This is a genomic window from Carboxydothermus islandicus, assembly GCF_001950325.1.
Lineage (GTDB): Bacteria > Bacillota > Z-2901 > Carboxydothermales > Carboxydothermaceae > Carboxydothermus > Carboxydothermus islandicus.
Genome location: NZ_BDJL01000019.1, coordinates 1 through 13,449, shown reverse-complemented (window position 1 = coordinate 13,449; position 13,449 = coordinate 1). Strand labels below are relative to the sequence as shown.

Genomic DNA, 13,449 nt, shown 5'->3' with positions numbered 1-13,449 from the left:
GTTTATTAGGTTTATATATTGTACCCACTAAAGCCTTAGCCAATGATTTATATGAGCGTTTAAAGAATAAATTTTTCGATTTGGATATTAAATTAAGTATAAAAACAGGCGATAAAAATAATTTTAATGAAAATAAAACTAATTTTTTAATAACTACCTTAGAAAGTTTTGATTCATTAATCTCAAGAAAATCAAAGTATTTAGAAAATGTTAGATTTTTAATAATTGATGAACTCCATGTATTTGAAGAAAATTATCGAAATTATCAACTTCAAATTCTAATAAAAAGATTGGAATACATTGCACGTAATCCCTTGCAAAAAATATTCATGACTGCAACTCTCAATAATCCCAATAACGTTATTCAAAAATATTCTAATACTTTTAAAATTATTGAAGTAAAAGAAAATAAAATAAACGATAATTTTTTTATTCTATCTGAAAATGATATTTTAAATAAAATTAAACAAAATAAAATTTATAAAACGATAATCTTTTGTAATTCCCGTGAAGATACTGAATTGCTTTATGAAAAATTAAAAAAAGATTGGCAAGGATATATATTTATCCATCACGGAAATTTAAGCGAAAAAATTAGAAAAAATTCTGAAAAAAATTTTAAAGAGTACAAAAGTGCAATATGTGTTTCCACAAGTACCCTTGAAGTTGGTATAGACATCGGAGACATTCAAGCAGTGGGTTTATACGGTCCGCCTTTAACATTTAAAAGCTACAAGCAAAGAATTGGAAGAGCAGGCCGGAAAACTAATGAAAGATATATTTTGGGAATTTATAGAGATGAATCAGAATTAAGAGTTTTTAATAATTTATTTGCAGGTAAGTATATAGATAATTATACTTGCAATAATATAGATTACTCTGTAGCAATACAACAAATTTTCTCCTGCTTCATACAATTTTCTTATAAGATAAATCTAAATTATCTTATAAATATTTTTTCAAATTACATTGATAAAAATATCTTAAAGTTAATTATTGACCATTTAGAAAAAGAAAAATATCTTACAATTAAAGATGACTTATTAATTGCTTTGTCTAAAACAATTGACCTATTAGAACGTTATGATTTCCCAGTCCATTCAAATATACCCACCAGAGCAAATTATCAAGCGATAGACATAACTTCAAGTTTAATTCTCGGCAACCTGTCTTTAGCAAACACCAATGCCAAAACACTAATTTTCGCAGGTCGATCGTGGGAAATAAAAAAAATTGACCAGAAAAGTAAAAAAGTATATTTAAAGCCAATCAAATCTTCTTCTTTACCTTCTTTTTTTGACCAAACTACAGAATACGGTTATTTTTATGATTTTCTTCCAGAATCATTAAAATAATTTATTTGTAAAGGGTGATAACTGTGTTTGCTATATCCCCAACTGACATTGGATGGTATAATTACTTTAAAAATAATCCCACCCATAGGGAAGTTAATTTTTGGACACCTACCCCCTGGAATATAAAAAGACTTAAATTTGGTGATAAATTTTTATTTCTTTTGAAAGCTCCTTATCGAAAAATTTGTGGTTACGGTGATTTTTTATATTATGAAAATCTTACCATTATTGAAGCTTGGTATAAATTTGGTACCAGAAATGGGGTAGAAAGCTTTTCAGATTTTATAAAACGTTTTAATAAATTATTTAATAAAAATAAATTAGATGATTACAAAATATATGAAAATCATACAATTGGTTGTATTATATTATCTAACATTATTCTTTTTAGTGAAGATAAATTTAAATCCCCAGAACAATTAAATTTAACTTTTCCTACTCAAGTTGTGAAGATAAAGTATTTTGACATGGATTTCCCAAGTAACCTTTTTGAAGTGTAAAAAAGAGAAGCCATAACAGCTTCTCTTTAGAATATCTAATTACCTCCACCCCTTAACCAAATGTTTCTTCCGCTCAAGATTATTAAGTACTTCCGAGCAACTTTCCCAATCAACTTTCTCGATACGATCGTATCTTAATTCAAAAGGATGCTTTTGGGGTATTTCGTTAATTTTTCTCTTGGCTTCTTCCAGGTTATTTAACGCGACATTTACCCAAACATCTTCTAAAACGTCAGGAAGCTGGCCAAACATTCCATAAATATTAGCAAACCGTTCCGATAACAGTTGATGTACCCTGTCTTCCACCGACCCTTTATAACGCATGTTGTAGATATATACTTCATCGTAAATCTGACCTATCCTTTGAATCCGACCTTTTCGCTGCTCAAGCCGGGTGGGATTCCAGGGAAGGTCTAAATTAATAAGCGAACCTAATGTCTGTAGGTTTAATCCTTCACTGGCTGCATCAGTTCCAATCAACAACCTAACCTCTCGGTTTTTAACCATCCGTTTAATTTCCTCTTTACTTTTCCTGTCAAAAATTCCATTTAAAAATACCCCTGATTTATCTCCACCCGCATAAACTCCAATCTTTTCAAAAGCGAGCCGCTTTGAAAGGTTTTCCGCTACCCAGTAAACTGAATCAAAATACTGAGAAAAAATAATACAACCTCTTTCTAACCACCCTTCATCTATTAAAAGTTTTAAGACCAGGTTAAATTTAGGGTCATTTTCTTTATTAAGCTCTAAAGTTTTTAAAAATTTCTCCAAACATTCCCTCTCTTCAGAAGTTAAAATCCGCATTGCGTCTTCCTGAACAGGTATATCAACATCGTCATCTTCTTCTGCCGCTAAGTCCTCCAAGTATTCAGTGCGGTTGGCCAGCATTTTTTCTGCTGTTAGTTTTCCCGCTATAATCGTACTCCCTACCCGACGAAGTAAGAGAGTCTTTAAAAAGCCTCCTCCACCCCTTTGGTAAAGCCTTTTTGCCAGCAAATCACAAAACTCAGTAGCATATTCATAAGCCTGCTGTAAATAAGGAGGCAACACTATAGCTTCCTCATCACTTTCTCCGAAAAGTTTTACTTTAACACCTTTTAGGTAAGGCTCACCCGTCTCTGGATTAATCGTATTTTCTAAAAATTCTCGAGTGCGCCTTACGATATGCCGAATAAAAGGATTGTATTTTACAATAAAATTATCTTCAAAAATAAAGTTTAGTCTTTTTTTTACCGGTTCATCTAACATATCCAATGCTTCAGGTTTTACAACAAATTCATCTTCCTTTAATCCCAGTTCCTCTCGTATACGACCAAAAATTTTTTCATCTTCTTCAGCCGGCGGAAAAGGATCTCTTAACCATTCCCATTTTTCATATAAAGATCCTTCAAGTTTCTCCTGCCCAGTAATTAGCCGTATAGCCCTACCAGGGTATCTTCGCCAATAACTATATTTACTCCCCAGTACACTATCATTGGCTTGTGCCAAAACATTTAATAAGTCCCAGGCTTCAATAGGGTAAAGCTGCACCGGAGTTGCAGTAGCTAAAAGCATACTTTTTGTTCTTTTTGAAATATCCAATAAAAACTTCAAAAGATTGTTTGGTTCCGGCTTCTCGTCTTCTCTCCCAAGACCTAAATTTTTGCGCCGGGCTCTGTGTGCTTCATCAACAATAACACATTCATATTCTAAATTTAATAGATACTGCACCTGGGGTGAGTTACGGGTTATAAGTCCTTGAGAAATTATTCCTATTCTTCTTGGGCATTTAGTAATAGCAAAGTCGTCATTAGCCGGATAGCTTATACCGTTTTCATCAACCCACTCTTTCCCCGTCCATACCGCGGTAGGTAAATCAAGTAGTGATTTAAGTTCATCCTGCCACTGCCACATTAAGGTTTTAGGAACTATTACCAGCACTGGCTTATCGCCATACAGAGCCATTAATTCCGCTGCCAAGGCAAGCTGTATGGTCTTACCCAAGCCCACCATATCAGCTAAAACATATCTTGCTCCATATGGTTTTTTATGATCTTCAAAGGCAAGTTTAACAAAATATTTTTGATGCTCCCATAAGCCAAGCTCTTCCCGATAAACTGGAGTTTCAATAACAGTAGCAGCTGGTTCAGGTTTTTTTCGCCACTCGTCTATAGTGGTTATGATTTTTCTGTTAGCTATTCTCTTTAGATCATCAATTACAAAATCCGGAAGATTAAAAGCATAACTATGATTCCAGAAATAATCAAATTCTTCCTGCACCCAGTTTACTGCCTCTTCTGAATCATCTTCCCACAGTATTTCGTAGTTTAACTTCCAGCCCGAATAGGATTCATTCACGCTGCCGATAAACGCTGTTTTTTTTCCATCTTTTAAAGTAATAACCCCGGCTTTTCCATGGATTAAACCAAATAAATCATTGGGCAGTACTTTTATTAATAATTTTCCTGCCTTAATTAATTCATATAGTTTTATCAGTCGCCCAGATTCTTTATAAATCTCCTCGGGCTTTTTGCTACACCACTCCCGCCGCAAAGAGTTTAACGCAGCACTAATGGTAAGAGCATCTTTTTTCTCCATTTCCGAGTTACAAACTATCCGCACTGGCCCTTCAACTTTCTCTATCGCTTCACCGGCAACTTCTAAAATAGACGAACTAAAATACCCGGCAATTCGGTCGTAACTTTTTGCCCCTTCTAATTTTTTATTTAAAAAATGAACATCTAATCTCTGACGGCGAGAGGAATAGCGGTAAATCAAAGTATCACTCCCTAAACTCCATCGTTTTTAATTAATTCCCGTAGGAGTTTGGCATATTTTGCTTCTTCATGCCAGTGCGGCATTGTAGAAATGTATTCAAAGGTAGCTATAAAATCCAAAATTTCCAAGATAGCAGTGCGAACTCCCCAGTAATTGGGCAGTTCATTGTAAAGCCAGTTTCTCCCGGATAGTGTATCTTCTCTGGTTATGGCTAAATTTAAAGCTGCTAAAACATTTCGCAAAAGAGAATTACTAAATGCGGTACTACCACCAATCCCCCTCATGCCAAATTCCCGGGAAGTTTTCAGACGGGCATGATTGGCCCTGGTACTTGCCAAAAGTTCTTTATATTCTTTAACTCCAAATCCCCTGGCTAACTCCTGATAGGCCGAAAGTTGATAAATTCCTTGCTTTTCTAACTCAAGACCCTTGATATAAAATCGCTCTTCAGGACTCAAAGTTCTCCAGGTGAAACTATCAAAACCCTGAGGTGTCAAATAATCATAAGCAATTTTTACTGCATTTCTAATTACTTTTTCAACCGGTGATTCTTCACCTTTTTTAGAGGTCTTGGTTAATTCATACTGGATATCAATATCCTCAATTTTTTTATAAGAAGTTAAGACCTTTAAAGACGCAGCATAAGCTGCTAACAGGTAATCAGGGTCACTAAAATTTGGCTGGTCTTGATCATCAATTTCCCGCATGCTGTCTATCTGGCGTTTAACTTCCATTTCAATTTCCGGATACAATTCATCTAAAAACGCTGTTTCTTCCGAATCCTGTTTTCTTAAAACCAGTAAAACTGTTCCTTTTACATAGTTGCCTTCTTTTAACCCCCCACTTTCCGTTTCCGTGGCAATATTCCAGGCAGCAGTTACTTTAAGCCCCGCTGCCCACAGGATTAATGTCAAATCCGCCCAAACCCCAACATCCTGGTGGGTAAACATTACTATTTGCATGCCGTCAGGCGGCATGTGGTCAGCAAGATTTTTGTAAATCTCCACCATGCTTTCTTTAAAACTTTCATCCGACCCCTTAACTGCTAAAGCTCTTTTACTATCAACATACCAGTCTGGAAAAACTTCTTTTAAAAACTTTTTATCCCAGGCTAAGAAAAACTCACTTAACTCGTGGTAATTTATAGCATCGGCATATGGTGGGTCGGTTAACCAAAGATGACAATAAGCATTAATATTTCTAGCATCTTGTGTTATTAAAATAATATTAATATTTTTTGATAATATATTTTTAAATACCACAAAAAAGTTTTCCTTATTTAAGATAAATCCCCTAGTAACAAAATTAAATAAAGTATTTAATGCTTGATTATAAAAAGTTTGCTGACCTTTTTCACCTCCATTATCCCATATGCAAAGCTTTGAGTTATAATAATATAGCCTATTAACCCCCAGCAGCCCTACAACCTTCTCCTCCCGGGTCTTAGCCTCCCGGTCGATTAACTCCATTAAAAGCCCATGGATTAAAAGCTGCCGGGGATTAAAAAGCTGGTGCCAGTAAGTCCATCCTCTATTTCTAATAACCTCAATTGTTTTTTCCCCTTCCTCAATCCTGCTACTGGGTAGATACCCTTTCTCCTGCCACTCCTTAAATCTTTCCTGTAAAAGCTTTATTACTTTTTCTTCTCGCTTTAAATCTTCCAGGGTAGGAGCGGTGTAATATCTTTCTTTTTTAACCCTGCCATTATCAACTATTTCCCGTTCATACCGTATGCAGTACAGTCTTTCCTGAAACACATCGTCCGGTCTTGGGATAAACTCGTCTTTTTCCCAGCGCCGCAATCCATAGATAGTACTTCCGTCTTCACCTTTACGGTCTTTCCGTAAAACAGCAATGGGAGTAGTTTCTCCACAGTGGGGGCAATAGATTTCATCCCCCCTAATTGTTACCATTTTTTCGGCATATTTAAAATCTGCCGAATTAGCATTAGACTTTATTTCTATTTCAAAGTTTTTGCCTTCTGGATTTTCTTTTAAAAGAGCTACCGTTTTGGTATTTTTCCCAATAACCCAGGAAGGAGCTAACGGTACTTTATAGCCGCATTTGGGACAAACGGTTTCATTACAGTAAAGATACGCGTTTGCCCTTTCCCCTTTTTCGTTATGTTCTATCCCCCACCTGGTTATTTGCTGGTCAGCTAAAGCAAAGATTTTTTCCTGAAACTCCTGAAGCTTTTTTATCTCCTCTTCAGATTTTCCTAAAATATTTAATGAAGCCCAGGTAAGAAGCATCGCTATAGGGTTTAAATCAGAAGCATATACATTCAACCCAAGGCGGGCAGCTTCAAACGGTATGCTTCCACCTCCACAAAAACAGTCGCCAACAGTGGGGATTTCACCAAATTTCTTCTGTCCTAATTCCCGAAAAAGTTCCTGGAAGTTTGTAGCCTTCGTCCCAAGATAAGCGTTAATCTCTTGCCATGCATCTTGGGGCAGATTTTCAATTTCTTCCGGCCGCCGGCAGTATTTAAGCTTATCGTCATAACCCATACGGTAAAAAGCAAGTTTTTGCAGCTTTTCTTTTTCTTCCCGGGCAAGGTTTTTCTTTAAAGATACTTCTTCCCCTTTTACCTCAAAGTATTTTTCCCGTTCATCGGGTGTTAAGAACGAGTAAATTTCCTCCGCCGGTATTGATTTATCTTTTCTAAGCCAAAGGCCTTCTTCATCCATCATTAAAATTTTTAAAAATATTTCCCGGTCTTTTTGGGGATTCGCTGTTGCAGGCAGCAAAAGCCCTAAAAGAGCAGCCCGCACTAAGATAAGAGGTTTTCTACCCCACCACTTGCCAAGGCCTGTTAAAGTCTGACCACTCCCGGCTTTTCGTTCTTTATAACTTTCTTTAGAAACTTTTGATACAGGAAATTGAACTTCTATAAACGACAAATCAGAGTTTTTCATTCTTTCTCACCTTTATTCATTTATTTTGCGTTGAATTAAATATTCAAATAAGTCAATTTGCCTGTTAACCTCTTCCACCGGATTTTCCGTTAAGGCATAACGAATAGCTTTACGCCACCCTCGGCGGTCATACAAACCTCCGGTAGAAGCGTTAGTCATCGTAAAAAGCCACCAGCGCTCCTCCGGGCTTAACCCCTGCCAGTTTTTTATCGCTGTTGGAATTACCGAAGGATCTGAGTCTTCAATTGCCCAGGCTAATAACACCATTTCTTTACCAAAAAGGCGGTTTACCGGCACCTGTCCAGTAGTCCATTTCCCAACTGGGAGTTTTTCTTTTTTTAATCTGGCGTTAAATTCATTTTTTAAAGCTTCTTCAATTAGCTTCCATTTGTGTTTGGAAAGTTCTACTTTGGGTTTATCAATCGAATAGTCTATTTGTTGCTTCTCTACACCATCCTGCCAGATAAATCGTTCAAAAATAATTACTTTTTCGTCTTTACCCTTGGGAATTATTACCAAAAAATGATGCTGGGACTCTTTAGGATTAAAACCAAAGCCAAAGATTTCAACTTTTTTTGTCATTACTGCTCAATCTCCTGTTGTGTAAATTTTGTAAGAGATATTTCTTTATCTTTTACCCAGTCCAAAAAAGCCTGTCCTGAAGGAAAAGATAGTTTCTTGATTTTTAAAATGATATTTTTGACTTCTGCCTCATTGGCTATATTTTGCCTCAATGAATCTATTAAAGTTTCGATGTTTTCCGCTGTAAGCCAGATTTTTTCACTTAGCACCAGATCAGCATAACTGCTATTACCGTTTTGCAAATCTATCGTTAGGTTAATATCAGAAATTTTAACTTGGTAGCGTTTAAATTTCTCTAACTCCGCATAAGTTTCAGCAATACTGCTGGTTTGTAATCTTTGCTTTAGATTCAATGTTAATGGTTTTGCGGTCTCCACTTTTACTTCTGATTCAGTTGATTTTTGAATTCTTATCGTTAAAACATCAGAATAAATCCCATCAGCTTCTGCAACAACTAAAACTAAATTAACGTCTTTTGGTACAATTATTTTATCTTCATAAAGCCCGCCATTTTCTTTGGGATTGGAACCATCGGTAGTATATCTAATGGTAGCAGGTGGTATTGAAACAATTTTTATGGCTGTATCATTTCCTATACTATATTCCTGGTATTTCAATTCAATTTTATTAACCCACTCTACCGGATCCCCGGCTTCATAATTTCCGGTAGAATCAACACAAAGAAAAGAAAGCTTTACTGCAGTTGTTCTAAATTCATTTAAATTTTCAACTTCATGAGAAGCTACAGTGGCTTTCCCTCCAATTTCATAATATACTTTATCACCAAAAAGAGGGGTAATTCGTAAGATAATTTCCCGCGTATTTTCATCTCGCCCAATTTCCCTGATTTGTACGGAAGTTTTTTCTTTTGGAAAAGGTGGCTTTTCAATATAGCCCCCATGCTCCCGCCAAAAACCTTTTCTTAACATTTCATCTTTCAAGGCATCTAAGGCATCAGGATGATGCCATTGCCAGATAGGATTTGTTGCTGCCCTTTCTTTAATATCTGCCCAGCGCATTTCTTTTTGAACAAATAAACGTTCTTCACATTTTCTTCTGAAGGTTTCACTACTGGTATCCTCGGTAAATTTTTGTTTCTCTATTAAAAGCCTTCTAATTTGGTCTTCCCCTTTATAGTCATTGCCCTGAAACTCCATTAAAAACTCAGCTTTCAATAAGCCATTTTTGGTTGGATAAAACAAGGAAACAAAAGTCTCCCTTGCTGCCTGCAGTACTGCCAATTGAATCTTATCTTTCTTCTCAAGGGCTTTTTGATACTGGGGATTGCTTTCGGGAACTCTCTCATCCTGCATCCGCTTAATTATGTGATTTATTGCTTTAAGTTCTTTAGCAGCCCGTAATAATTTGTCCATGGTACTTTTAGCGCCTGACAAAAACATAATTCGGTTTTTATATCGTAAGTTTTCATAAAATTTTTCTAAATCAGGATGAAGACCAATTCCTCCTGGATAGGGTTCAAATAAAACTAATGTAACTTTATCAGCAGTAACTTCAATTTCATCAACAGCCGGAAATACTAAGACTTTTTGGTAGCAATCCCCTATAGAAGGTTTAAATTTTTCATATAGAAAGGTTCGTAGTTCTTTCTTTGCACTTTCGTTATCATAGGAATCCACAAGCGAGTTCAGTTCTGCTATCAGGTTTTTGGTATTTTGGAAGAATAGCTTACCGTCCCGGTCGTTGAATAAGTACCAGGCACGTAAAACAAACTCATCAAAACCTTCTTTAATTTTGGTGATATCTTTATCGGGTGCTGCTAAAAAGCCAATAATTTCTGATAATGTTAAACCTAAAATGGCATTTGGAACGTCTGCCAGAGATGAGATTAATATAAGCTTTGCAACATCTTCAACGCCACTATTATCACGTTCTTTAGCGATAATCTCGGCAATCGCCATACCTTTGGCAGCTATATCGTGGTCAATGGCATTGGCCAATGAAGGCTTTATCTGGGTTATGGCAGTTCGCATTTGTTGGTCGTTTAAGTCAAAGTCCGAGGCACTTATTAAATATTTTTCAGCAGCTTTAGGATTATTTCCAGAATAAAGCTGAGAAACTACTATCCTCATTAGCCGAATTAAACCGCGAGTTTGTTGAAAACCCGGGTTTTCTTTAAAACGGGCAAATAAATCTTTAAGCGAAGGATGGAAAGGATAAGCTTCTTTAATCCCCAGATAAATCTCTTCGGGGGTAATATTGGTTAAACCCATTTGCCTTGCTGAAAATACCGCTTCTTTATAGGCTGTAGCAATTTCGTTAATCTCATCTTCTGAGGGTAATTTTTTAAACAACCTTTTTCTTAAAATGTGGTAAACTTCTTCGGAACCAGTATTTACCGGTTCAATATTTATGGCTGAACGGTTTATTTCATTTTCTAATTCTTTAAATGTTTTCTGAATTAGTTCGCTTCCAAACTCATATGCAGCCCGCAAGTCAGAAATAACAAGACAAACATTGGAAAGCTCTTCTTTGCCAAGGGCATTAAAAAGATTTGATAAAGCAGTAGTAGTCACTTTTGCTAAATTGGAATTACCTATCTGTATGGCCTCGGCATATTCAAGATAGGGAGGAAGCTCATCTAAAAGGATTAAAAGTGGCTCGCCTTTTAATAGGTTAATCCAGGCTGTCTGTCCAGGTGCTTGAAGGGGTGAGTAGTAGTCTTTAAACATTTCTTTTTTACCTAATTGTTCTGCTATTGCTCCCCATATCCCGTAAGGAGCATCACTTTCCCTTCCAGTAAAGGCTACAACTTTTATTTGACCTAAATGACTATCTTTATAGCTTTCACCTAAGATTTTTACCCGAAATTCGGGGTGTTTAGCAAGTAATCCTAAGGCTATCATGTTATGGGTTTTACCGCCACCCATAGCCTGGGTTAGCTTTATGACCCCGGTAGCACTTTTCCGGTGAAATCTTTTAAAAGCTGTATCAAACAAAGTCTTCATACCCTGGGTGATAAAGTTTTCTTCAAAAAAGCGGTAAGGGTCAATACGGTTTTCCACCAAATCGGTCAAATCTAAGACATCATCTCGTTTAGTTTCATCAAAAACACTTTCTCTTGGTTTACATAGTTCATATAAGGTTTTCATGTACATTAATCCCTCCACGTAGCAAAATAAAATTGCTCTCTATCCAGGGAACAATAACTAAATTTTTTAAGTAATATATTTGACAAAAAGGCATGGTTTCCTTTTAAAAGCAAAAACTTTATAATAAATCCTTATTTTTTCCAAATTTTGTTTAGTTAAAATTATGCCTAAGTTACCATATAAATAAGTAGAGCTCCCACAATCAGGGAGCTTTTAACCAGTTTTCAAACCAAGCTTCAATCTTATAATCATTAGTTTGCGCGCTCTTCTAAAAACTCTTCATATGATAGAGTATTCTCTTCTAACATGAACTCAGGTATGCACTTCATTTAAATTCAGCAAATTCTAAAGCCCACTCCTTCGAAAACCAAAACATGGGAATCCCGTTTTTATGCGCATTGCAAATAATAGTAAAATTTTTCATTATTTGCGTTTCTGTGTGAAGCAAATAAGAAGGATATCCAGGTATTTAAAATTGCGTTATAGATTTAAAAACATCCTCTCTACTTGTTAAATTTTTACTTATAAGTATCTTTTTGAGGTAGTATTTGCCAATAATTTTCTGTACCATTTTCTGCATTTTTGCTTTGCCAAATACACTAGTCTCTATAAGAACGAAGTTGCTATTATCTTTTTGAACACATCTTAGCAAAAAATAATTTTTAAAGGCATTTTTAAAGGCATTTATAACTTCAAACCCCAAAAGTTTATCAAATCACTTACCAGGTCTTGCAAAGCAAAATTATACATTCTTTCAATCTAATCACGATAGATCCCGACATTAGTTAAATTTTCGCTGGTATATTTTCGATTCTAATATATAAAACTAAACCCAGCATTTATCAAATCTTGAACAATTGAAAATAAATCCTTTTCTCCACTATTGACTTCTGGAACAAAATATCTACAAATTTCATCATTTAAAACCTCATATAACTTTAAAAGAAACAATTTTTTAATATTTAAATCTCCCATAAAATAGGTATTTAGGTCTCCATAATGAGCTTCTCGTCTTCTCCTTAGTGTATCTTTTTTGCCCCATAAATGTAAACCCCAAATGTTATGTCGAATATTTTTAAGATTATCCATAATATCTATCATTTGTTCAACTTTTGATTTGCTTATTTGATGAGCAGTAAAAAGCTGTGGTATATCTAAAGCAATTTTTAAATTTAATTTTAATCTATCGATAGCATTTGATATTTCTAAAAGATCTTCAATTTTTGAAATAATAAATGTGCCATATGAGTAATGCGATCCACTTCTATTTTCAATTAGCAATACCACATCTGGAAAAGAACTTTTGACTTCATACTCAAAATATTTAAACATATCAATAAATTTTGAGATATTACTATAATCCGAAAATGGAGGATGTATTTCTATTATTTTAGGAGGATTATTATCAGCGGTAAGTATCTTTATAAATTCAGCAAATTCTAAAGCCCACTCCTTCGAAAACCAAAGCATTGGAATCCCATTTTTATTTGCATTACAAATATTATTAAGATTTTTTACTATTTGAGTATCAAATTTTCTTCTACTATAACTATACTCCGTGTGTAATGAATAATAAATATTGTTATTTTTTAATTTTCTTATATCAAAATGCCCAGCTACTTCTGAAATGGTAGGCTTTATATTAAAAGGATAAGTCAAACCATGATAATCTACTGGTATTAAACAACTCATAAAAATCCTCTTTCTGATATTTTTAAGACTAATTGAAAATATTATATACCCTTACTTTATGCTTAAACATAAAATGCGGTTCAACTTCTTACCAAGTACCTCTATTATACCCCCTCCCCACCATTTCCCCTTTAATCTTTCCTTAAAAAGCAAAACTCCTTCTTTTTTGCTGTCTAATTGTTTTTATTCATATTTTTTTAATTGCAAAAAATAAATAAAGGGAAAAAAAGTAAAAAGAAAGTAAATTAAACTGGCTCGATTGTTGCTACTTGGAGTAATTTAACTGAAGTAGCAGATGTCTCTCGGGTAGGGGTACTTAATCTTGGCCTTGGAACACTTGAACCGCAATTAAAAATATACTTATTTATTAACTATCATAACACTATATTCAAAAGATTTCAAGCCATTATATATTTATGCTTTTTGCTTTGTAAGCTTTTTTTGCTTTTAAGTCATTAACCAGGCACTCTCAATAGAGTAATTTTACCGTTTTATATTGAATAATCTTTTAATGAGTATAATTTTCTCCCTAAAT

At 34.8% G+C, this 13,449-nt stretch carries 7 protein-coding genes; 2 read left to right on the top strand and 5 right to left on the bottom strand.

All coding sequences use genetic code 11. The features are described 5' to 3' along the window. On the top strand, positions 1-1,355 hold a 1,355-nt coding region (locus ciss_RS04015), incomplete at its 5' end, for a helicase-related protein (RefSeq protein ID WP_166503980.1). Between the two features lie 23 nt (positions 1,356-1,378). Beyond that, positions 1,379-1,855, top strand: coding sequence for a hypothetical protein (locus ciss_RS04010; protein ID WP_075865022.1), 477 nt, complete (start codon positions 1,379-1,381; stop codon positions 1,853-1,855). Positions 1,856-1,894: 39 nt separating this feature from the next. On the opposite strand, the gene ciss_RS04005 is transcribed toward ciss_RS04010, so the two are convergent. The 5 genes from ciss_RS04005 to ciss_RS03980 all read right to left on the bottom strand — a co-directional run bounded on the left by ciss_RS04005 (position 1,895) and on the right by ciss_RS03980 (position 12,914). Then, positions 1,895-4,612 carry a phospholipase D-like domain-containing anti-phage protein gene (locus tag ciss_RS04005; protein WP_075865021.1) on the bottom strand — a complete coding sequence of 906 codons (2,718 nt, stop codon included), beginning with the start codon at positions 4,610-4,612 and terminating at the stop codon, positions 1,895-1,897. An 11-nt stretch (positions 4,613-4,623) separates the two neighbouring features. Beyond that, positions 4,624-7,530, bottom strand: coding sequence for an anti-phage-associated DUF1156 domain-containing protein (locus tag ciss_RS04000; protein WP_075865020.1), 2,907 nt, complete (start codon positions 7,528-7,530; stop codon positions 4,624-4,626). Between the two features lie 12 nt (positions 7,531-7,542). Beyond that, a complete protein-coding gene (locus ciss_RS03995; RefSeq protein ID WP_075865019.1) occupies positions 7,543-8,112 on the bottom strand; it encodes a DUF3780 domain-containing protein in 570 nt (189 codons plus the stop codon). Beyond that, complete coding sequence (locus ciss_RS03990; RefSeq protein WP_235837234.1) at positions 8,112-11,228, bottom strand: DUF499 family protein; 3,117 nt, start codon at positions 11,226-11,228, stop codon at positions 8,112-8,114. The genes ciss_RS03995 and ciss_RS03990 overlap by 1 nt, the downstream gene beginning before the upstream one ends. A gap of 807 nt (positions 11,229-12,035) precedes the next feature. Then, positions 12,036-12,914, bottom strand: a complete 879-nt coding sequence (locus tag ciss_RS03980) for an apurinic/apyrimidinic endonuclease family protein (protein WP_075865016.1) — start codon at positions 12,912-12,914, stop codon at positions 12,036-12,038. Positions 12,915-13,449: the final 535 nt, after the last annotated feature.